The 20,981-nt window shown below is 72.3% G+C and carries 21 protein-coding genes and 1 tRNA gene; 10 read left to right on the top strand and 12 right to left on the bottom strand.

Annotation, left to right across the window (positions count from 1 at the left end; genetic code table 11):
* The first annotated feature begins 147 nt into the window (after window positions 1-147).
* Window positions 148-1,323: a THUMP domain-containing class I SAM-dependent RNA methyltransferase gene (locus H6G99_RS14535; RefSeq protein ID WP_190612229.1), complete on the top strand. Its 1,176-nt coding sequence runs from the start codon at window positions 148-150 to the stop codon at window positions 1,321-1,323.
* 70 nt (window positions 1,324-1,393) lie between these two features.
* Window positions 1,394-3,034 carry an alpha-amylase gene (locus tag H6G99_RS14530; RefSeq protein ID WP_190612227.1) on the top strand — a complete coding sequence of 547 codons (1,641 nt, stop codon included), beginning with the start codon at window positions 1,394-1,396 and terminating at the stop codon, window positions 3,032-3,034.
* 12 nt (window positions 3,035-3,046) lie between these two features.
* On the opposite strand, the gene H6G99_RS14525 is transcribed toward H6G99_RS14530, so the two are convergent.
* The gene (locus tag H6G99_RS14525) at window positions 3,047-3,412 is read right to left on the bottom strand and encodes a phage holin family protein (RefSeq protein WP_190612225.1); all 366 of its coding nucleotides are present in this window, start codon (window positions 3,410-3,412) and stop codon (window positions 3,047-3,049) included.
* Window positions 3,409-3,885 carry a glycine zipper domain-containing protein gene (locus H6G99_RS14520; protein ID WP_190612223.1) on the bottom strand — a complete coding sequence of 159 codons (477 nt, stop codon included), beginning with the start codon at window positions 3,883-3,885 and terminating at the stop codon, window positions 3,409-3,411. Before H6G99_RS14520 ends, H6G99_RS14525 begins: the two co-directional genes overlap by 4 nt.
* A 100-nt stretch (window positions 3,886-3,985) precedes the next feature.
* On the opposite strand from H6G99_RS14520, the gene smc reads away from it, so the two are divergent.
* A complete protein-coding gene (gene smc / locus H6G99_RS14515) occupies window positions 3,986-7,594 on the top strand; it encodes a chromosome segregation protein SMC (RefSeq protein ID WP_190612222.1) in 3,609 nt (1,202 codons plus the stop codon).
* Window positions 7,595-7,686: 92 nt separating this feature from the next.
* Window positions 7,687-8,889 (top strand): PRC-barrel domain-containing protein, encoded by a 1,203-nt coding sequence (locus H6G99_RS14510; RefSeq protein WP_190612220.1) that lies wholly within the window; start codon window positions 7,687-7,689, stop codon window positions 8,887-8,889.
* Window positions 8,890-8,907: 18 nt separating this feature from the next.
* On the opposite strand, the gene msrB is transcribed toward H6G99_RS14510, so the two are convergent.
* From msrB to H6G99_RS14495, 3 genes are all read right to left on the bottom strand, one after another.
* The gene (gene msrB / locus H6G99_RS14505) at window positions 8,908-9,324 is read right to left on the bottom strand and encodes a peptide-methionine (R)-S-oxide reductase MsrB (RefSeq protein WP_190612218.1); all 417 of its coding nucleotides are present in this window, start codon (window positions 9,322-9,324) and stop codon (window positions 8,908-8,910) included.
* A gap of 38 nt (window positions 9,325-9,362) precedes the next feature.
* On the bottom strand, window positions 9,363-10,661 hold the full coding sequence (locus H6G99_RS14500; protein ID WP_190612216.1) for a glycosyltransferase family protein: 1,299 nt from the start codon (window positions 10,659-10,661) through the stop codon (window positions 9,363-9,365).
* Window positions 10,662-10,702: 41 nt separating this feature from the next.
* Window positions 10,703-10,784 (bottom strand) — tRNA-Leu (locus tag H6G99_RS14495).
* A 159-nt stretch (window positions 10,785-10,943) separates the two neighbouring features.
* Here H6G99_RS14495 and accC point away from each other — a divergent pair.
* Window positions 10,944-12,293 carry an acetyl-CoA carboxylase biotin carboxylase subunit gene (gene accC / locus H6G99_RS14490; RefSeq protein WP_094586633.1) on the top strand — a complete coding sequence of 450 codons (1,350 nt, stop codon included), beginning with the start codon at window positions 10,944-10,946 and terminating at the stop codon, window positions 12,291-12,293.
* 31 nt (window positions 12,294-12,324) lie between these two features.
* Here accC and H6G99_RS14485 read toward each other — a convergent pair whose 3' ends face one another.
* Entirely contained in the window at window positions 12,325-12,654 is a 330-nt protein-coding gene (locus H6G99_RS14485; protein WP_190612215.1) for a YggT family protein, read from the bottom strand.
* A gap of 85 nt (window positions 12,655-12,739) precedes the next feature.
* Between H6G99_RS14485 and psbX the strand changes: the two genes are divergently transcribed.
* The 4 genes from psbX to H6G99_RS14465 all read left to right on the top strand — a co-directional run bounded on the left by psbX (window position 12,740) and on the right by H6G99_RS14465 (window position 14,996).
* Window positions 12,740-12,862, top strand: a complete 123-nt coding sequence (gene psbX, locus H6G99_RS14480) for a photosystem II reaction center X protein (protein WP_094586637.1) — start codon at window positions 12,740-12,742, stop codon at window positions 12,860-12,862.
* Window positions 12,863-12,941: 79 nt separating this feature from the next.
* Window positions 12,942-13,916: a Ycf66 family protein gene (locus tag H6G99_RS14475; RefSeq protein ID WP_190612213.1), complete on the top strand. Its 975-nt coding sequence runs from the start codon at window positions 12,942-12,944 to the stop codon at window positions 13,914-13,916.
* 55 nt (window positions 13,917-13,971) lie between these two features.
* A complete protein-coding gene (locus tag H6G99_RS14470) occupies window positions 13,972-14,493 on the top strand; it encodes a TolB family protein (RefSeq protein ID WP_190612212.1) in 522 nt (173 codons plus the stop codon).
* Window positions 14,494-14,513: 20 nt separating this feature from the next.
* Window positions 14,514-14,996 (top strand): TolB-like translocation protein, encoded by a 483-nt coding sequence (locus H6G99_RS14465; RefSeq protein ID WP_190612210.1) that lies wholly within the window; start codon window positions 14,514-14,516, stop codon window positions 14,994-14,996.
* On the opposite strand, the gene H6G99_RS14460 is transcribed toward H6G99_RS14465, so the two are convergent.
* The 3 genes from H6G99_RS14460 to H6G99_RS14450 all read right to left on the bottom strand — a co-directional run bounded on the left by H6G99_RS14460 (window position 14,997) and on the right by H6G99_RS14450 (window position 17,656).
* Window positions 14,997-15,215 (bottom strand): CAB/ELIP/HLIP family chlorophyll-binding protein, encoded by a 219-nt coding sequence (locus tag H6G99_RS14460; RefSeq protein ID WP_190612208.1) that lies wholly within the window; start codon window positions 15,213-15,215, stop codon window positions 14,997-14,999.
* Window positions 15,216-15,219: 4 nt separating this feature from the next.
* Window positions 15,220-17,241 carry an ABC transporter ATP-binding protein/permease gene (locus H6G99_RS14455; protein ID WP_190612207.1) on the bottom strand — a complete coding sequence of 674 codons (2,022 nt, stop codon included), beginning with the start codon at window positions 17,239-17,241 and terminating at the stop codon, window positions 15,220-15,222.
* A 70-nt stretch (window positions 17,242-17,311) separates the two neighbouring features.
* Window positions 17,312-17,656, bottom strand: a complete 345-nt coding sequence (locus H6G99_RS14450) for a histidine triad nucleotide-binding protein (RefSeq protein WP_190612205.1) — start codon at window positions 17,654-17,656, stop codon at window positions 17,312-17,314.
* 56 nt (window positions 17,657-17,712) lie between these two features.
* On the opposite strand from H6G99_RS14450, the gene H6G99_RS14445 reads away from it, so the two are divergent.
* A complete protein-coding gene (locus H6G99_RS14445; RefSeq protein ID WP_190612203.1) occupies window positions 17,713-19,251 on the top strand; it encodes a YifB family Mg chelatase-like AAA ATPase in 1,539 nt (512 codons plus the stop codon).
* Between the two features lie 331 nt (window positions 19,252-19,582).
* On the opposite strand, the gene rpsU is transcribed toward H6G99_RS14445, so the two are convergent.
* From rpsU to H6G99_RS14430, 3 genes are all read right to left on the bottom strand, one after another.
* Complete coding sequence (gene rpsU, locus H6G99_RS14440; RefSeq protein WP_006172073.1) at window positions 19,583-19,753, bottom strand: 30S ribosomal protein S21; 171 nt, start codon at window positions 19,751-19,753, stop codon at window positions 19,583-19,585.
* Window positions 19,754-19,814: 61 nt separating this feature from the next.
* A complete protein-coding gene (locus H6G99_RS14435; protein ID WP_190612201.1) occupies window positions 19,815-20,657 on the bottom strand; it encodes a DUF3747 domain-containing protein in 843 nt (280 codons plus the stop codon).
* A 122-nt stretch (window positions 20,658-20,779) separates the two neighbouring features.
* On the bottom strand, window positions 20,780-20,977 hold the full coding sequence (locus H6G99_RS14430) for a hypothetical protein (RefSeq protein ID WP_015109112.1): 198 nt from the start codon (window positions 20,975-20,977) through the stop codon (window positions 20,780-20,782).
* Between the last annotated feature and the right edge of the window lie 4 nt (window positions 20,978-20,981).

The following is a 20,981-nucleotide window of genomic DNA, read 5'->3' as shown; positions in this document are numbered from 1 at the left end:
CGAACCGCTGTCCGAGACACTGGTGTGGACCACCTAGTTCGTCCGAAGACGAGCCTGTTCATCCTGCCACCTCCACGCCAGCGCAGCCGCGGCCACAGGCGGTGGGCATCCCCGTACAAGGGGACCGTCAGCCAGCAGCATGGGGCGATGGCCAGCCCCTCCTCTTTCGACGTCATCGCCGTGGTTCCCCCGGGGCTGGAGGAGCCGGCGGCGGCGGAACTGACGGCCCTGGGCGCCCATGAGGTGCGCCCCCTGCGGCGCGCCGTGGGCCTGCGGGCCGATGCGGCCACCTTCTATCGCCTCCACCTGCAGGCCCGGCTGCCATTCCGCTTCCTGCGCCAGCTGGCCCGCTTCCCCTGCCGCGGCCGCGAGGAGCTCTACGACGGCGTCCAGCACGCCGCCGACTGGGAGCGCTGGCTGCCGCCCCAGCTGAGCTTCCGGGTGGAGGCCAGCGGCAGCGTGCCCGGCCTCACCCACAGCCACTACAGCGCCCTGCAGGTCAAGAACGCCCTGGTCGACCGCCAGCGCCAGGTGTGGGGGTCGCGCTCCTCGGTGGACCTGGACGATCCCGACCTGGTGCTGCACCTGCACCTCAGCCCCGGCCGGCCCGGCGGCAGCGGCCCCGAGGCGGTCCTGAGCCTCGATGGCGGCGGCGCCAGCCTTCACCGGCGCGGCTACCGGGCCGCCATGGGCCTGGCCCCCCTCAAGGAGAACCTGGCCGCCGGCCTGATCGCCCACACCGGCTGGGACGGGACGGTGCCCCTGGCCGATCCCTTCTGCGGCTCCGGCACCCTGCTGATCGAGGCCGCCTGCCACGCCCTCGGCCGCGCCCCCGGCCTGGAGCGCAGCTTCAGCCTGGAGCGCTGGCCCGATTTCGATGCCGCCCTCTGGCAGCGGGAGCGGCAGGCCGCCCAGGACCTGGCCCGCAACAGCCTCCCCGATGGGGCGCCCCTGGCGGCCGTGGTGGGCATGGAGCGGGATCCGGCCGTGCTGGCCATGGCCCGCAGCAACGCGGCGGCGGCCGGAGTGGCCGACTGGGTCGAGCTGCAGGAGGGGGACTGCCGCGATTTCCGCCCCCCGGAATCCCCCGGGGTGCTGGTGTGCAACCCGCCCTACGGGGACCGGCTCGGTGCGGACGACGACCTGGAGGCGCTCTACGGCGATCTGGGGCGGATGGTGAAGGAGCGCTGCGGCGGCTGGACCCTGTGGCTGCTGAGCGGCAACCCCGCCCTGACCGGTGCCCTGCGCATGAAGGCCAGCCGGCGGGTGCCGGTGAGCAACGGCGGCATCGACTGCCGCTGGCTCCGCTACGACATCCGCTGAAGCGCACGCGGGCCCCGTTGCCTCAGCAGCGCTGCTAGCGGTGGGTCCTGCCTCCACCGCCGCCAGAGCCATGGCCTCACTCTTTGAAGCCCTCAAGCAGGACGTGCTGGCCGTGGAGAAGGATCCGGCCCTCGACACCGGCCAGGCCACGATGGCCCTCGTGCAGGAGTGGCTGGCCTGCCACGAACCGGAGATCTGCGCCCGCAAGCTGGCGGCGCCGACGGAGTTCAACGGCACGCTGATGCAGTGGTTCCACTGGTACAGCGACGGCGACGGCGGCCACTGGCGGCGGCTGCGCCAGGAGGCACCGGCCCTGGCCAGGGCGGGCATCACCGCGCTGTGGCTGCCGCCGGCGGGCAAGGGGGGAAGCGTGTGGGATGTGGGGTACGGCACCTACGACCTGTTCGACCTGGGCGAATTCGACCAGAAGGGCACGGTGCGCACCAAGTACGGCACCAAGCAGGAGTACCTGGAGGCCATCGAGGCCTGCCACACCGCCGGGATGCAGGTGTACGCCGATGTGGTGTTCAACCACAAGCTGAACGCCGACGAGCAGGAGCAGTACCGCGCCACCCCCTACGACCCCGGCGACCGCAACCGGCCCCTGGGGGAGGAACGCGCGATCAGCGCCTGGACCCGCTTCCGCTTCGACGGCCGCGGCGATCGCTATTCGTCGATGCAGTGGCACTGGCACCACTTCGACGCGGTGGATCACAACACACTCGATCCGGGGTTCCGGGCCGTGTGGCGCACCCAGGGCGCCGGCTTCGAGGGCAACGTCGATCTGGAGAAGGGCAACTACGACTACCTGATGGGCAGCGACCTCAACGTGAACCATCCGGAGGTGCGCGGTGAGCTCAAGCACTGGGGCCGCTGGAGCCTCGACCACGTGGGGGCGGACGGATTCCGGCTCGATGCGATCAAGCACATCGCCAGCGATTTCTTCCTCGACTGGATCAGCGACCTGGAGAGCCACGCCCAGCGTGATCTGTTCGTGGTGGGCGAGTACTGGACCTACAACATCGAGAGCCTCCACTGGTATGCGGCCAACACCGGCGGCCACATGAGCCTGTTCGATGCGCCGCTGCACATGAACTTCCACCAGGCCAGCCGCAGCGGGGGCAGTTACGACATGCGCCGGCTGCTTGACGGCACCCTGATGCAGCAGCTGCCCCTGCTGGCGGTGACCCTGGTGGACAACCACGACACCCAGCCGCTGCAGGCCCTGGAATCGGTGGTGGAGGCCTGGTTCAAGCCCCTCGCCTACGCCGTGATCCTGCTGCGTGACCAGGGCTATCCCTGCATCTTCGGTGCCGATTACTACGGCGCCGAGTACACCGACAGGAAAGACGATCAGGAGTACCGGATCGTCCTGCCCAGCCACCGCTTCCTGATCGACCGCTTTCTACTGGCCCGCGGCCACTGCGCCTACGGGCCCCAGTACGACTACCTCGACCACGTCAACACGATCGGCTGGACGCGCCTGGGCACCCCGGGGCACCCGGGGGCCATGGCGGTGCTGATGAGCGACGGGCCCGCCGGCCACAAGTGGATGGAGGTGGGCAAGCGCCACACCACTTTCCGCGACCTGACCGGGCACATCCAGGCACCGATCACCACCAACGGCGACGGCTGGGCGGAATGGCACTGCCCGGGGGGCTCGGTGTCGGTGTGGGTGGAGGAGGCGGCGCTGGCGGAAATGGGGCTCTGAACCTGGCAGGCCTCAGAACTTGCCGGTGATCGCCCGGGTGGTGCGCATCAGGCCGGCGGTGGTCTCCGGCAGGTAGGGGCCCTTGAGCATCTGGCCGCCGATGCGCAGGCTGATCCCGGCCAGCACCAGGTCGATGGCGGCCACGGCCGCCGCGGCCTGCAGCCAGCTGAGGCTGAAGGCCTCGCGGATCCAGAGCAGCAGCACCAGCTCGGCCGCCACCAGGGCCAGGGTCATCAGGGTGAGGCCCATGCCGAGCATCACCCCGCCGCCCACCAGGCGCCGCTTTTCCTTATCGGCCTCCTGCAGGGCGATGCGGACGTGCAGGTCCATCACCGAAGTGATCAGGGCCGTGACCCGGCTGAAGTTCGGACCCGTCATGCCGAACGCCGACCCGACGACAGCAGCAGCCCCACCAGCAGCCCCACGCCGGCGGCGATGCCGAGGGCCATCAGGGGCCGCTCCCGCACCGGCTTCTCGATCCGGGGCCGCAGGGTGGTGTTGAGCTCGTCGAGCAGGTGCTCCAGCTGCTCCTCCAGGGGCCGCAGCGAATCCACCACATGGCCCGCCTGCTCACCGGTGACGTTGACCAGATCGAGCAGTTGCTGCTTGACGCCGGCGGTGGTGAGCCCGCTCTGGCGGCTGATCACCTCCACCACGTGGTCGAAGCTGCCCCGGGTGGCCTCCAGGGTGTGGCGAGCCACCTCGGGCCACTCCTTCTGGATGCTGGGCAGAAGGCTCTCGAAGCGTTCGCGGAACAGGTTCTGCGCCTGCTGGGCCTCGCCGCTGCCGGCGGGCGCCGGGCCCGGGGCGGGGGCCGCCGGGGACTCGACAGGGGTGGTGTCCGTTTCCATGGGGCGCTCCGTGCGACGGCTGCACGGCATCACCGTAGGAAGAAGGGCTTGTGATCGTCAGCACCTCGGTTAAATTCGGCCTGCTCGGCGCACGGGCCTGTTGGTTCACATCAATCAGGTCGAGCTCACCCACTTCAAGTCCTTCGGCGGGTCGATGACCATCCCGCTGGAGGAGGGTTTCACGGTGGTGACGGGCCCGAACGGCTCCGGCAAGAGCAACATCCTTGACGCGGTGCTCTTCTGCCTCGGCCTGGCCACCAGCCGCGGCATGCGGGCCGAGCGGCTCCCCGACCTGATCAACAGCGCCGTGCTGCGGGAGGGGAAGGCCGCCGAGACCAGCGTCACCGTGCGCTTCGACCTGGGCGACTGGCAGCCGGATACGGCCGAAGAGGGGCTCGACGTCCCCGAACAGGGCCCCTGGCTGCAGCGGGGCCAGCGGGAATGGAGCGTCACCCGGCGGCTGCGGGTGGCCCCCGGCGGCACCTACAGCAGCAGCTTCAGCGCCGATGGGGTGCCCTGCAACCTGCAGCAGCTGCAGACCCAGCTGCGGCGCCTGCGGGTCGACCCGGAGGGCAGCAACGTCGTCATGCAGGGCGACGTCACCCGCATCGTCTCGATGAGCGCCCGCGACCGGCGCGGCATCATCGATGAGCTGGCCGGCGTGGCCCTGTTCGACTCCCGCATCGAGCAGAGCCGGGGCAAGCTGGACGAAGTGGTCGAACGGCAGGAGCGCTGCCGCATCGTCGAGCAGGAACTGCTGGCGGCGCGCCAGAAGCTCCAACGCGACTGCGCCAAGGCGCGCACCTACCAGGAGCTGCGGGAGCGCCTGCACCAGGGGCGCCTGCAGGAGCAGGTGCTGGCCTGGGAGGAGGCCCGCACCCACGGCCTGGCCCTGGCCGGTCGCCTCGAGAGCCTCGACCGCCAGCAGGAGCAGGAGCGGGAGGCGATCGTCGCCGGCGAAGCCGAAGTGGTCGCCGCCGCCGCCGCCCTCGAGCAGCTGCAGGCGGAGGTGAAGACCCTGGGCGAAGACCAGCTGCTGGCGGTGCAGGCCGAACTGGCCGGCCTCGAGACCAGTGGCCGTGAGCTGGCCCGCCAGGCGGAGCTCCATGGCCAGCAGGCCGAGGAGCTGCAGCGCCGCCGCCAGCAGCTGCAGCAGAACCAGGCGGAGCTGCGCCGGCAGCAGCAGGCCCTTGGTGAGCGGGCCGACGACGGCGCCATCGACCGCGCCGAGGCCCTCTGCCGCGACGCCGAAGCGGCGGTGGAGCTCTCCCGGCGCCGCCTCGGGGAGGTGGCCGGACGTTCCGGCAGCTGGCTGGAGGAGCAGCAGGAGCGCAGCCGCCGGCGCCAGGAGCTGCAGGAGCGCCTCGCCCCCCTGCTGGCCGAACGCCAGCAGCTGGAGGAACGGCTGCGGCAGGCGGGCGAGCGGCTCGAGGAGCTGGGCGGCGAGGAGCTCCAGGAGGACGCGGCCCATGGGGAGGCCGCCGCCGCCCTGGCGGCCCTGGCGGAGCAGGAGCGCAGCCTGCGGGCCGCCCTGGAGGAACGCCAGGAGCAGGCCCGGGAGCTGGCCGAGGCCGTGGCGCTGCAGCAGCGCACCCGCGTGCGGCTGGAGCAGGAGCAGACCAGCCTGGAGCGGGACATCGCCCGCCTCGACAGCCGCCGCGAGACCCTGCAGGAGAGCCGCGGCACCGGCGCCCTGCGCCTGCTGCTGGAGGCGGGGCTGGAGGGGATCCACGGCTCGGTGGCCCAGCTGGGCGAGGTGGAGGAGCGACTGCGGGTGGCCCTGGAGGTGGCGGCGGGGGGGCGCCTGGCCCAGGTGGTGGTGGAGGACGACCGCATCGCAGCCCGGGCGATCGAGCTGCTCAAGAGCCGCCGCGCCGGCCGCCTCACCTTCCTGCCCCTCAACCGCATCCGCGGTGGCAGTGGTGGCTCGGGGGGGGCGGCCCTGCAGCGGGGCAGCGCCGGCGGCAGTGGCGGGGCCGGAGGCCTGGTGGGGCGGGCGGTGGATCTGATCCGCCACGAGCCCGTCTACGCCGACGTGTTCCGCTACGTCTTCGGTGACACGCTGGTGTTCGCCACCCTCGCCGACGCCCGCCGGGAACTGGGCCGCTGCCGGGCCGTGACGCTGGAGGGGGAACTGCTGGAGAAGAGCGGCGCCATGACCGGCGGCAGCCTGCAGCAGCGCTCGGGCCAGCTGGGCTTCGGCCGCAGCGGCGACGGCGATGAGGCCGAGCCGCTGCGGCAGCGGCTGCTGGAGCTGGGGGAGAGCCTGCTGGCCTGCCGCCGCCGTGAAGCCGAGCTGGGCCGGAGCCTGGAGGAGGTCCGGCCGGGCCTGCTGGAGCTGCAGCAGCGCCAGGCCGCCCTCCAGGCCGAGCGCAGCGCCGCCGAGCGCACCCTGGCCCCGCGGCAGCAGCGCCGCGACCAGGTGGCCGGCCGGCGGCGGCAGCTGCAGGAGGCCCACCAGGCCGACCGCGGCCGGATGGGGGTGCTCGAGCAGACCCTGCCGCCCCTGCGCCAGGCCCTGGCGGAACTGGAGGAGGCCGAGCGCGCCGCCAGCGGCAACGACGACAGTGCCCGCTGGCAGGGGCTCCAGGGTGAGCTGGAGCGGGCCGACCGCGCCCTGGTGGAGGCCCGGCGCCAGCGGGACGAACTGGAGGCCGAGCGGCGCGACAGAGCCCTGGGGGCGGAGCGGCTGGGCAGCCAGCTGGAGGCCCTCGCCGGGGAGGAACGGCGGCTGGTGGAGGCGGTGCAGGCCCTGGTGGCCGAGCGCCAGCTCTGGAAGGAACGCCAGCAGGCGGAGCAGGAGCGCCGCACCCTGCTGGAGCGCCAGCAGAGCGAGCTGCAGACCCGCTTCGGCGAACGGCGCCGTGCCCGCGACGGGGCCGAAGCCCACCTGGCCGGCCGGCGCCAGGCCCTGCAGCAGCGCCAGTGGGAGCTGCAGCGGCGCCAGGAGGAGCGGCTGGCCCTGGCCGAAGAGCAGCGCAGCCACGGCCTGCGGCTGGCCCAGATGGAACGGGAGCTGCCCGACCCCCGCCCCGGGCTGCCCGAGGAGGTGCGCGAGGCCGGCCTGGAGGCGCTGCAGCAGAGTCTGCGCAGCCTGCAGCAGCGCATGGAGGCGCTCGAGCCGGTCAACATGCTCGCCCTCGAGGAGCTGGAGCAGCTGGAGCAGCGGCTGGCCGACCTGGACGACCGCCTGGAGGTGCTCAGCAAGGAGCGGGAGGAACTGCTGCTGCGGATCGAGACCGTGGCCACCCTGCGCCAGGAGGCCTTCATGGAGGCCTTCCGGGCCGTCGACGGCCATTTCCAGACGATCTTCGCCGGCCTCTCCGACGGTGAGGGCCACCTGCAGCTGGAGAACCCCGAGCAGCCCCTGGAGGGCGGCCTGACCCTGGTGGCCCACCCCAAGGGCAAGGCGGTGCGGCGGCTGGCCTCGATGTCGGGTGGTGAGAAATCCCTGACCGCCCTCAGCTTCCTGTTCGCCCTGCAGCGCTTCCGCCCCTCGCCCTTCTATGCCCTCGACGAAGTCGACAGCTTCCTGGACGGGGTGAACGTCGAGCGGCTGGCGGCCCTGATCGCCGCCCAGGCGCACCAGGCCCAGTTCATGGTCGTCAGTCACCGCCGGCCGATGATCGCCGCGGCCACCCGCACCATCGGCGTCACCCAGGCCCGCGGCTCCCATACCCAGGTGGTCGGTTTGCCGCCGGCGGCCTGAGCCGACCGCGTGGGCCACAATGGGCCGACCAGGCTGTTCCAGGCCGTGAAGTCGCTCCCGTTCCCCCTGCCGTCCAGCCCCGATCTCCGGATTTGACCTCCCCGATTCCCCCCTCCACCGAGCCCGCCGCCCCCAGCGACCGCCTCTGGCTGCGCTCCGAACTGATGGGCACCCAGGTCATCACCCGGGACACCGGCCGTCGCCTGGGCGTCGTTGGCGAGGTGGTGGTCGACATTGACCGGCGTGAGGTGATCGCCCTCGGCCTGCGGGACAACCCCCTCACCCGTTTCCTGCCGGGCCTGCCCCGCTGGATGCCGCTGGACCGCATCCGCCAGGTGGGTGACGTGATCCTGGTGGATTCAGCCGACTCCCTGGCCGAGGGGTTCAACCCCGAGCGCTACAGCAAGGTGATCAACTGCCAGGTGATCACGGAGTCCGGCGAGCAGCTCGGCCGCGTGCTCGGCTTCAGCTTCGACATCGAGACCGGCGAACTCACCACCCTGGTGATCGGTGCCCTCGGCGTTCCCCTGTTGGGAGAAGGGGTGCTCAGCACCTGGGAGATGCCGGTGGGGGAGGTGGTCAGCAGCGGCCCGGACCGGATCATCGTCTACGAGGGGGCCGAGGAGAAGCTCAAGCAGCTCGGCACCGGCCTGCTGGAGAAGCTCGGCATCGGCGGCGCCAGCTGGGAGCAGGAGGAGCGGGACCGGTTCCGCACTGGAGCCGTTCCGGCCGAGAACCAGCTGCCGGCGGGCCAGCCCACGGTCCAGGAGCAGCGCCGGATCCAGCCGGCCGCCAGCCGCAGCTTCCAGCCCGCCGAGGAGCTGGAGTACGTGGAACTGGAGGAACGGCGTGAGCGGGAGCCCCTGCGCCAGCGCCGCTACCTCGACGACGACCTGCCGGAACCGCGCCAGCGCCCCGAAGCCCGCCCGGCTGATGCCTACGGGCGCGAGGGCGAGCGGCGGGAGCGGGTGATGCCGGACCGCTACGACGACCGCATTCCTGACCGCACCCCCGACCGCAACCCGCCCCAGCGCTACGGCGAGGAGCGCTATCCCGAAGAGCGCTACAGCGAAAACCGCTACGCCGAAGAGCGCTTACCAGAAGACCGCTACTCCGAGGAGCGCTACCGGCCCGAGCGCGGTTACGAGCCGGAGCGGGATCGTCCTGAGCCCCCCCGGGGACGGGAGCCCCAGCGGGACCCCTACGCCCCCCCCGAAGAAGCACCACCCCGGGAGGCCCCCCGCGCCAAGGAGCCGGTGGATGTGGAGCCCGAGATCCTCGACGACCCCTGGTGAGCGGGAGGCCGTCCGGCCTCAGCCCTCGCTGAACTGCAGCGACGCCGAGTTGACGCAGTAGCGCAGGCCGGTGGGGGTGGGCCCGTCGTTGAAGACGTGGCCGAGGTGAGCGTCGCAGGTGGCGCAGCGGATCTCGGTGCGCTCCATGCCGTGGGAGCGGTCGGTGTGGGTGGTGATCGCTCCATCACTCACCCCCTGCCAGAAGCTGGGCCAGCCGGTGCCGGAATCGAACTTGCTGGCGGAACTGAACAGCTCGCTGCCGCAGCAGACGCAGTGGTACATCCCGGTGGCCTTGTTGTTCCAGTAGGCGCCGGTGAAGGCCCGCTCGGTGCCCCCCTCACGGGCCACCCGGTACTGCTCGGGCGTCAGCTTGGAGCGCCAGTCGGCATCGGCGGGGACGGTGCTGGCTGAGGTGGTGGAATCGCTCGGCTGCATGGTGGCGAACCCCGCATGGGGCCATGGTGAGCTGAATCCTATCCAGATCGCACCGGCACACCGGAGCGCTCCGGCGGCGGCAGCAGGCCCCGCACCATGGCCGCCACCGCCGCCACGGCGCCCGGCTGGCCCCGCAGGCTGCGCAGATCGTCGGCCATGGCCGCCAGGCGCTCGGGATGGTCCAGCCAGTCGGCGGCCTCGGCGGCGATCTGGGCCGGTTCGATCGGCCCCACCCGCTCCGGCACCACGGCGCGGCCGGCGGAGATGTTGGGCCAGGCCAGGAAGCCGCGGTGGCGCATCCGCCAGGCGGTGAGGGCCACCCCCACCAGGCGCCGCAGCAGGGGCAGCCGGGCCACCAGCCCCATCCAGCCGTCCCAGGCCTGCATCACCGCCAGGTGCTGGGTGGGCACCAGCACGATCATCGGCACGGCCAGGGCCCCCAGCTCCGCCGTGTTGGCCCCCACCGTGGTGAGCGCCAGGGCGCACTGGCTCAGGGCGGCATGGGCGGGATGGCGCTCCAGCACCAGGATGCGGGTGCCGGCCGCCGTGACGATCTCGTCGCCCTGGAGCTGGGGCTCACCGGCTCCCTGGTGGCGGTTCAGCGGGTTGGAGGGGCCGCCGTAGGCCAGCAGTTCCCGCACCGAGGTGGTGGGGGCCACCGGCAGCAGGAAGCGGCAGCCGGGCCGCAGGGCCGCCAGCCGGTCGGCGGTCTCGAGCAGGAAGGGCACCCCCACCAGCAGCTTGGCCCGCTTCGAGCCGGGCAGCAGGGCCACCCAGTCGCCGGGCGGGAGGGGATCGTCCTGGCGGGCCAGGGTCGAGAGATCGGCCATCAGGTCTCCCACCACCGTGGCCCGCTGCCGCCAGCGGGGGGCCAGGCGGCCGGCGGCGGTGGGCCCCATCACGGCGATGCGGTCGTTCCAGCGGGGCCAGCGGGCCACCCACTCGGCGTAGGTGAGGTGGCGGTAGCCCAGACGGGCCGAGAGCAGCACGGTCCAGAACTGGTCGCCGCCGAGGAACACCACCACGCCCCGCTCGGGCCAGGGGCCGTGGCGGCGGGGCCGCAGCAGCATCCACCAGAACCGGGAGGCCGGCAGCACCCGCTCGAACAGCCCCCACTCCTGGGCCACCCGATGCTCCGCCCCGGTGGCGTTGGGGCACGGGACCAGCACCAGCCGCAGGCTGCAGGGGGCGACGGGGTCCCGGGGCCGCAGGGGCTGCAGCTGATGGAGCTGCTCGGCCAGCGGGCGCACCCAGGTGCTCAGCTCGCCGGGGCCGTTGCTGACCAGCACGATCGCGCTCGCGGCGGCTGGAGCGGAGACCGGCGACGGCTGGGTCAAGAGAACCGCAGGTTCCGGGGGACGGGGCTGGAGAAGAAAAATGCGGATGGCGAGACTTGAACTCGCAAGGCCGAAGCCACACGCCCCTCAAACGTGCGTGTCTACCAATTCCACCACATCCGCGTGGTCGGATCGGGCCGGGGCCTTCACCGACTGAGCAATATACGCACAGGCTTCCCCACCCCCGGCGACCCCTAGGCAGGGGTGGTGCCGGTGAGCACTGATACAGTCCGCCCCGGCACGGCCGCACCCCCGCCAGCCCCTTCGCCCGGACCTGCACGGATGCCCATCGGCAAGCTGCTGATCGCCAACCGCGGCGAAATCGCCCTCCGCATCCTGCGCAGCTGCCGGGAGCTCGGCATCGCCACGGTGGCCGTCTACAGCACGGTGGACAAGAACGCCCTGCACGTGCAGCTGGCCGATGAGGCCGTCTGCGTGGGCGAGGCCCCCAGCAGCCGCAGCTACCTCAACGTTCCCAACATCCTGGCGGCCGCCACCTCCCGCGGCGCCGACGCCATCCACCCCGGCTACGGCTTCCTGGCGGAGAACGCCGACTTCGCCGAGAAGTGCCTCGACCACGGCCTCATCTTCGTGGGCCCCTCACCGGCCTCGATCCTGGCCATGGGCGACAAGTCCACGGCCAAGATCACCATGCAGCGGGTGGGTGTCCCGACGATCCCCGGCAGCGAGGGACTGCTGGAGGATCCCGCCGAAGCCGCCAGCCTCGCCGCGGCCATGGGCTACCCGGTGATGATCAAGGCCACCGCCGGCGGTGGCGGCCGGGGCATGCGCCTGGTGCCCGAGGCCAGCCAGCTCGAGGGCCTGTTCCGGGCCGCCCAGGGGGAGGCGGAGGCCGCCTTCGGCAACCCGGGCCTCTACATGGAGAAATTCATCGACCGGCCCCGGCACGTGGAGGTGCAGGTGCTGGCCGACCGCCACGGCAACGTGGTGCACCTGGGGGAGCGCGACTGCTCGATCCAGCGCCGCCACCAGAAGCTGCTGGAGGAGGCCCCCAGCCCGGGCCTCGATCCCGACCTGCGCCGTCGCATGGGCGAGGCGGCGGTGGCGGCGGCCCGCAGCATCGGCTACGAGGGCGCCGGCACGGTGGAGTTCCTGGTGGACCGCAGCGGCGCCTTCTACTTCATGGAGATGAACACCCGCATCCAGGTGGAGCATCCCGTCACCGAGATGGTGACGGGCATCGACCTGATCGCCGAGCAGCTGCGCATCGCCGGCGGCGAGCCGATCTCCGTCCGCCAGGACGAGATCCACATCACCGGCCACGCCATCGAGTGCCGCATCAACGCCGAGGATCCGCGCCACAACTTCCGGCCGGCCCCGGGCAAGATCACCGGCTGGCTGCCCCCCGGCGGACCGGGGGTGCGCATCGACAGCCACGTCTATACGGGCTACGAGATCCCACCCTTCTACGACTCCCTGATCGGCAAGCTGATCGTCTGGGGGACCGACCGGGACCATGCGATCCGACGCATGCGCCGGGCCCTGTCGGAATGTGCCGTGACGGGGATTCCCACCACCATCGAGTTCCACCTCGCCCTGCTGGATCGCAAGGAGTTCCAGCGCGGTGAGGTCTGGACCAAGTTCGTCGAAGAGGAGATGCTGAACCGCTGAGCGGGCCCCAGCTCAGCCTCCTGACCCCAGCTCAGCCGACTGACTGGCTGCGCAGCAAAGCGAGGGTGACCAGCCCCTGCTGACCCACCAGCAGCTCCCGCAGCAGGCTGACCAGTCCCACCCAGACCACCGGGGTCACGTCGACACCGCCGATGGGCTGGATCAGGCGGCGGGTGAGGGCCAGCACCGGCTCGGTGGGCGCACCCACCACCCGCATCACCCCCTTGCTGAGGTCGATGCCGGGGTACCAGGTGAGGACGATGCGGAACAGGAACAGCAGGGTCCAGCCCGCCAGGACCAGCCCCAGGGCCAGGTGCAGCAGGGGCAGGGGCGCCAGTGCGGAAAGGGCCGGGGCCGTCACAAAGCTCTAAGCGTCGGAACCCCGATCGTAGGAAGCCGCCGTCACTGCCTAGGATCCGCCGAGCTGTCCGGAGCGAACCCCTGCCATGACCCCTTCCCTCGCCAACTTCCTCAGCAGCCTCGGTTGGGGCGCGGTCATCGTGGTGATCCCCATCTCCATCGCCCTGGTGCTGATCAGCCAGAACGACCAGCTCGACCGGCGCCTCTGATCCGGCGGCCCCCCTGCGCCTGCCGATGACACGGTGGGCGCGGTCCTTAGAGTGGGGCCCGTCGCCCGGGTGAACCGCCGTGGTCAACGCCAGCCTCAACTGGGCCAGCATCGTCGGCATCGTCCTGGCGGTCGGTGGAGCCTTCCTCTATTTCATGAGGAGCTTCAAGCCGGCCCTGGCCCGGGACTACGACGTGTTCTTCGCCGCCATCGGCCTGCTTTGCGGCGGCATCCTCTTCTTCCAGGGCTGGCGCCTGGATCCGATCCTGCAGTTCGGCCAGTTCCTGCTGGCCGGCACCACGGTCTTCTTTGCCTACGAAAGCGTGCGGCTGCGGGGGGTGACCACCGAGCAGGCCCGCCGCTCCTCCTACTTCGACGACGAGGAGCCTGCCGCCCCCTTCCGGCCCCGTGGTGGCCTCGGCGGCGGCCGCAGCTGGGACGACGAGCCCGACCGGTTCGATGAGCCCGAACCGCTTCGGCGCCGCATCCCCTCCCGCGAAGAACCCGAAGACGACTTCTACCGGCCGCGCCGGCCCAGCCGGGCCGCCATCCCCGAGCGGGCCGCCAGCCGTCGTGACGAGCCGGACGCCTGGGACAACCCCAGGGGCGAGCGCGCCTCGGGCCGGCCCGAACGTCCCCCCCTCGACGACCGCCCGGACCGCACCGCCGGCCGCTACAGCGCCGCTGGCCAGGGCCGTTCCGCCGCCAGTGATTTCGGCGCCCGTCGCCGTGAGCGCGACAGCGCCCCGGAACCCCGCCGCGGCTCCCGCCCGGTGGCGGCGGCCGATGCGGCGCCCCGCTCCACCCGCCGGGGCACCGCCCCGACGGGCCGTGAGCCCGGCCCCGCGGCCGCCGGCCCGCCGGGAGCCCCGATGGGCACCCCGATCCGCCCCAGCTCCCGCGGCGGCGCCGCCGATGACGTCAGTGATGCCGACTTCTCGCCGATGGCCAGCGGCCGGCCCCGGCCCCCGGCCCCGGAGACCCGACCGCCGGCGACTGAGCCGCCCGCCCGTCCCCCTGGCGCCAGGGACAACAGCTCCCGTTTCGACGACTGAAGCCCCGCGCTGCCGGCTGCGGCGCCCCGCTGGCACCCGCCTGCCCCTGCTGGCCGTGGCGCTCCTGGCCCTGCTGCTCTCCGGCTGCGGCAGCTGGAGCTGGGGCCGTCGCAGCGCCGGTCCGGTGGGCTGGGGAAGCGCTGATCGCACGGATCCTTCCCTGAGCGGCAACGGCCGTTTGCTGGCCAGCGTGGTGCGCCGTGACGGCCGCGACACGGTGCTGCTGCAGGAGCAGCCCTCCGGCACGGTGCTGCCCCTGCGCCACCTGCAGCGGCTGCAGCCCCACCGCTCCCCGTCCCTGAGCTGGAACGGCCGCTATCTGGCCCTGCTGGTGCAGGAGGGCCCCCAGCGGCGAGTGGTCATCGAGGATCGGGCCACCGGACGGCTGCACCGCCTGCCGCTGCCGAGCAGCCTGGCGCCCGACAGCCTCAGCCTGGCCGCCGACGGCCGCCGCATCGCCATCGCCACCGAGGGGGACGGCCGCGCCCGGGTGCAGCTGTACGACCTCACCGCCCTGCTGGAGCCGGACCTGCCCGCCGGTCTGCCCGTGCGGGGCGCGCCGGGTGAGGCCCCATGATGGCGGGGGCCAGCAGGAGGATGAGGACGGCAGCGGTGGCGATCGTGGCGGCCCTGCCGTCACTGCTCGCGGGCTGTATGGGCCCCCTCCCCCAGCCCCTGCTGGGGCTGAACCAGCGCCTCGAGGCCGCCGGCCCCGCCCGGGCCCCCTCCCTTTCCGGCGACTGGCTGGCCCTGATCGTCAGCAGGGGCGGCCGCGACCGGGTGGAGCTGGTGGACCTGCGGCGCCAGCAGCCCGTGCCGCTGCCGGGCCTGGAGCGCCCCGACGCCCAGCCCCTGAGCGTGGCGGTGGATGGCCGCGGTGAGCGGCTGGCCCTGGTGCGCCAGCTGGAGGGGCGCACCGAGCTGGTGCTCTACCGCCGCAACCTGATGGCCCTGCAGCCGGTACCTCTCCAGCCCCCCGGCGTGCCCCGGCGGGTGTCCCTGCGGGCCGATGGCCGGGAGCTGGCGGTGGAGGTGAGCCGCCAGGGCCAGTGGCAGGTGGATCTGATCGCCGTGCCCTGATCAGGGCACCAGGCCCGCCCAGTGCAGGAAGGTGTCGTGGCTGAGGGCCTCGATCAGCAGCACGGCGACGAAGCCGAGCATGGCGAAACGGCCGTTGACCCGCTCGGCGTAGCCACTCCAGCCGAAGGCGGGCACCTCCGAGGTGGTGGCGCTGGTGGCGGGCGGGATGGCGGCCGCCGGTGGGGCGTCGGCTGATGGGGTGGCGGAAGGGTCGCTCATCGGATCAGTCCTCGCGGCCAAAGGTATAGCCGGCCGCCGGAAGCAGGCGCCAGCCGGCGTTGCCATCGAGCTCCAGCACGGTGTCGTGGTAGGCGGTGAGGGTGGGGCGGTGGCCCACGCTCACGAAGGCCATCTCCCGCTCCACCAGCAGTTCGTAGAGCGCCTTCTCCGTGGCCACGTCGAGGGCGCTGGTGGCCTCATCGAGCACCACGAACCGGGGCGAGTTGAGCAGCAGGCGGGCGAAGGCCAGGCGCTGCTGCTCGCCGAGGGAAAGCAGCCGGGGCCAGTCCTGCTTGATGTCGAGGTCGGGATAGCGGTGCACCAGCTCGGGCAGGCGCACCTCCTCGAGCACGTGGCGCAGCTGCTCGTCGCTGAAGCGGTCGGTGGGCTGGGGATAGCAGAGCTGCTCCCGCAGGCTGCCCAGCAGCATGTAGGGCTTCTGGGGGATGAACATCAGCTCGCCCACCGGCGGCCGCTGCACGTTGCCGGCGGCGGGCGGCCACAGGCCGCTCACCAGCCGCAGGAAGGAGGTCTTGCCGCAGCCCGACGGGCCCACCACCAGCAGCCGCTGGTTGGCGGTCACTTCCAGGTTGAGGTCCTGCACCAGCAGGCGGTTGGTGCGTGGCGGCACCAGATCCACATGGCTCACCAGGATCGATTCGGGACGCACGGCGCCGGCCCCGGCCCCCATGGCGCCACCGGCGGAGGCCTGCTCGGCGGCGACGAACTCAGCCATCTCGGCGCTGATCGATTCCACCTTGCCCTGGAAGCCCTCGAGACGGCTGATGGAGGCGGAGAAGGCGGCCAGCCGGTCGATGTTGTTGACGATGTAGCTGACGGAGAACAGCACCTGGGAGAAGGCGATGCTGGCCTGGCCGAAGACGCCGAAATCAACCTCCTTGGCGAAGTAGATCGGCGCGATCACCAGCCAGGGGAGGAAGCGGGAGAAGTAGTCGTAGGAGCGCTGGATGACGCTGATCAACGCCTCCCAGATGATCAGACGGTTGTAGTTGACGATCACCCCGTCCAGCCGTCGTTCCCCCTCCTTCTGCTCCTGGCGTTCGCCCCGGTAGAAGGCGATCGATTCGGCGTTGTCGCGGATGTGGACCAGGCCGTAGCGGAAATCGGCCTCCAGCTTCAGCTGCTGGTAGTTGAGGTTCACCAGCTTGCGGCTGGCAAACACGATCAGGGCCGTGCCGCCCACCGAATAGGCCAGCAGCCACAGGGCCAGGGTCTGGTTGATGCTCCAGAGAACGATGATGAAGCTGAAGAAGGTGAGCAGGGCGGAGATGATCTCCACCGTCACGCTCAGGCTGGTGGCGGTGAAGCTGGCCGCATCCTGGGAGATCCGCTGGTCCGGGTTGTCGATCTCCTCAACGCTTTCATCGTTGGGGTTGAGAACGTAGTAGGCCCGGTTGGTGAGGTAGCGGCCCAGCATGCGGCCGCTGAGCCACTCCCGCCACAGCAGGCCCAGCTTGGGAATCAGGTAGCTCTGGATGGCGCGGATCGGCAGCGCCAGCACCAGGCAGAAGGCGTAGATCGCGACGATCTTCCAGAACTCCTCCGCCTTGTACGCCACCAGGGCGTTCTCGATGTTCCGGGCGATGAAGCTGATGCCGACGTTGATGCCGTTGATCACCAGGATCAGCAGGGCGATGATGCCCAGCAGCAGCCAGGGCAGCCATCGCCCCTGGCGCAGCTTGGCCCGCAGGCTGATGAAGGCGCCCAGGCCGGCGGCGAACAGCACCATGATCACGATGCCGATCGGCCCTTTCCACACCGCCGCCACCTGCTCGGGCACCCCGGGCAGGAAGCGGTTGCGCAGCTCGGGGATCCAGGCCCCGGCCGCGGCCACCACCCCGGTGAGCAGCAGCAGGGTGAAGCCCACCACCACCGCCAGCAGGGCCACCACCAGCAGCAGAAACTGGCCGCTGCCGCCGCCGCCTTCATCGAGGGGCAGGAAGTAGGGCTGGGCCAGGCGCTGCAGCTTGCCCAGCTGCTCGCGAAGGGCCTTCAGGGGGGACATGGGCGTGGGCGGATCGCGCCATTCTCACCGCCGGCCCGACCCGGCCGGGGGCGCGGTGTGCAGCCGGTGATCAGCCCGGCGGCCAGGCCAGCGGGCGGCCGCCGATCACGTGCAGGTGCAGGTGGAACACGGTCTGGCCGGCCTCGGCGCCGCTGTTGATCACGGTGCGCCAGCTCTCGAGCCCCTCCAGCCGGGCCACCTTGGCCGCCACCAGCAGCAGGTGGCCCAGCAGGGCCTGGTGCTCGGGGGTGGCCTCGCCGAGCTGGGCGATCGGCTCGCGGGGAATCACCAGCACGTGCACCGGCGCCTGGGGGTTCACATCCCGGAAGGCGAGGCAGAGGTCGTCGGCGTAGACCTCCTGGCAGGGAATCTCGCCGCGCAGGATGCGGCCGAAGATGGTGTCGCTGCTGGCCATGGGACGCCGCGGAGTGGTCGGGAGGTGGCACTGAACGGGCAGTGGGCTCCGAAGGGATGTTGGCACGGTGCAGCAGCGGGGCCCTGCGGGGCGTGGAGGCCCTGCCGGTGACGGTGGAGGTGGACATCGCCCCGGGGCTGCCGGGGCTGCGGGTGGTGGGCCTGGCGGATGCGGCGGCCCAGGAGTCGCGGGAGCGGGTGCGGGGGGCCCTGCGCAACGGCGGCCTGCGGGTGCCCCTCACCCGGGTGGTGGTCAACCTGGCCCCCGCCGACCTGCCCAAGGCCGGCCCCGGCTTCGATCTGCCCATCGCCCTGGGGCTGCTGGTGGCCAGCCAGCAGCTCGCGGCCGCCCAGGTGGAGGGGGTGTGGAGCGCGGGGGAGCTGGGTCTCGACGGCCGGCTGCGGCCGATCCGGGGGGTGCTGGCCCTGGCCCTGGCGGCGCGCCGACACGGGGCCCGGGCCCTGGTGGTGCCAGCGGCCAACGCCACCGAGGCCGCCCTGGTGGAGGGACTGTCCGTCTGGGGAGCCGACCATCTGGGGGAGGTGGTGGCCCTGCTGCGGGATCCTGGCTCCGCGGCGGCGCCCGCAGCGGCGGTCGCACCGGAGCCGGCGATGCCCGGCCCCGACCTGGCCGAGGTGCGGGGCCAGGCCCACGGCCGGCGGGCCCTGGAGATCGCCGCGGCCGGCGGCCACCACCTGCTGCTGGTGGGGGCGCCCGGCAGCGGCAAGACGATGCTGGCCCGGCGGCTGCCGACGCTGCTGCCCCCCCTGGCGCACCAGGAGGCCCTGGAGGTCACCCAGCTCCACTCCCTGGCCGGACTGCTGGGGGAGGGGGCCGGCCTGCGGCGCCAGCGCCCCTTCCGCAGCCCCCATCACGGCTGCTCCGCCGCCGCCCTGATCGGTGGCGGCGCCGTGCCCCGGCCGGGGGAGCTGAGCCTGGCCCACCACGGCGTCCTGTTTCTTGATGAGCTGGCGGAGTTCCGCCGGGAGGTGCTCGACCAGCTGCGCCAGCCCCTGGAGGAGGGCGAGCTGTGGATCAGCCGCGCCCGGCAGCGCTGCCGCTTCCCCAGCCGTGTGCTGCTGGTGGCGGCCACCAACCCCTGCCCCTGCGGCTGGTACGGCGACCCCAGCCAGAGCTGCCGCTGCGGTGAGGCCCAGCGGCGCCGTCACTGGGGGCGCCTCTCCGGGCCCCTGCTCGACCGCATCGACCTGCAGGTGGTGATGCGCCGCCCGGAGGCCCGGGACCTGGGCGGGGCCTACCGGGAGGCCCCGCAGCAGGGAGCCCCTTGCGGCGAAGCCAGTGCTGTGGTGGCGCAACGGGTGGCGGAGGCGCGCCGGCGGATGGGCGAGCGCAACCCGCAGGGGGCCGCCAACGGCCAGCTGGATGGGCCCTCCCTAGCTGCCGTGGTGGATCCGGCGCCGGAGGCCCTGGCGCTGTGGGAGCGCGCCATCAACCAGCGGCGCCTGTCCGCCAGGGGGGCGGAGCGGGTGCTGCGGGTGGCGCGCACGATCGCCGATCTGGCCGGCGAGGAGCGGGTGGCCAGCGGCGCCATCGCCGAGGCCCTCAGCTACCGCTCCTTCGACCGGATTGACTGAGGGGCCGGATCAACGGAGTGAGTGGCTCGGCCGTAACGAAAGGGCGCTCAGCGGCGCCGGCGTCGCTGGGGGCTGTCGCTGTAGGGCTGCACCCCGATCAGGGGGGGCCGGTGCTGGGCTTCCTCACCGGGGTTTCCCCAGGCGTGGTTGATGGTTTCGGCCAACCAGTGGCCGAAACGCTCAAGCGCTGAGGCAGACCGTGCGTGGCCTGCGGTGGAGGCGACCGGATGGCCCATGGACCCTGCTGCGATGGCCCCTCCAGCCTGGAGGCGGGCGGAGGTCAGGGCAACAGGTACAAGCACCTGAAACGGTGCCCCCAGCAAGGCCAGGCTCAGCGGCGACGGCGGCGCTGCTGGGCCTTGCGCTTGTACTTCTCGGTGGGGGTTTCGTGGTGGCGCAGCCGCTTCAGATCGGCAAAGATGCCCGCCTTGGACACCTGGCGCTTGAAGCGGCGCAGGGCCGATTCGATGCCTTCGTTTTCGCCGACGGTGACCTGGGTCATGAAGTACTGCTGAGACGTTCGCAGCGTTGCACCCTAGCAAGCGGGGCTTCGGGCCCCCGCCTCAGAGCTTGGTGGCGGGGATGGCCGGCGGAGCCACGGGCTGCTGGGCGGCAGCGGGAGCCGGCTCCGTCGCGGGGGCGACGGCCGTGGGGCGGGTCGAGGGAATCACCCGGCGCCCGGCGGCGGCGGGCTTGGTGCTGGGGACTGACGCGGCAGGCCGGCTGGTCGGGGCGGCGGCGGCAGGCGCCGGCGTGCCCGTGGCGGCGGCGGGCTGGGCCGGCAGGGCGGGAGTGCTCGTGGCGGGCTGGGTGGCGGTGGCCGCCGTTCCCGGCCAGCTGTCGGCATAGACGTACAGGTGGCCGAGGTTGCGGCCGCCGAACTGGCGCCGCATCAGCCGCCAGCCGGGCTCCAGGTGGAGCTTGAGGAAGCCGGGCGCACTGCCCCGGGTGCGGGCCACCACCATCTCAGGGCCGGCCCCGGCCTTGGTGGGGAAGGCCAGCAGCAGCATGTCGCCGCCGCTGCGGGTGACCATCAGCCGGTAGGAGGTGGCCAGGTCCTGGCCGCCCACCCGCACCGAGTAGCCGTTGGCGTCGATGTAGCGGTTGCAGATGCCGGTGAAGTCGAAGGTGGCCAGCAGGGGGTTCACCGGGGACGGCAGGCCCGCGCCCACCTCGAAGCAGGGGCGCACCGGCTTGAGCTGCTCGTAGATGTTGAGCTGGGCCTTCTCGCCCCGGGTGCCGATGGGGGCCGCCACCATCAGGAAATTCTGCTGGTCCACCTCGGCGGCGGCGAACAGGGCGGAAGCGCGGACCGGAGCGGGGACGGCGGTGGCCAGGGTGGTCGCCAGCGCCGTCAAGGCCGCCAGGCCTGCGCGGGGAAGCACGGGGAGGGTCACGACGTTCATCGAAGCGGCCTGAATCGTATGAACGGCAACCACCGGAAACCAGCCCATGTGTCCCAATCGGCCGGCCGGTTGTCGGGCCGGCCGGGGGGTCGAAGCGGGGGCGCAGCGGGACCGCAGCGTGCTCAGGCGGGCTTGTTGATCCGGATCGCCACCAGCAGGGCCAGCACCGTGCCCGGCAGGCTGCCAGCCAGGATCCAGCGGGTGGCCTGGACGCCCAGATCGGGGTCGCCGTAGGAGAGCTCGAAGATCGAGCCGGTGGCGGCGATGCCGAGCAGGCAGGCCAGGCCCAGGAAGAGGCCGGCCAGGGGTTTCATCGGCATGGGA

This window comes from Synechococcus sp. FACHB-909 (assembly GCF_014698945.1).
In the GTDB taxonomy this organism is placed as follows: Bacteria; Cyanobacteriota; Cyanobacteriia; order PCC-6307; family Cyanobiaceae; genus Cyanobium.
Note: the sequence above shows the minus strand (reverse complement) of the source record. Positions and strands in the feature narration are given on the sequence as shown.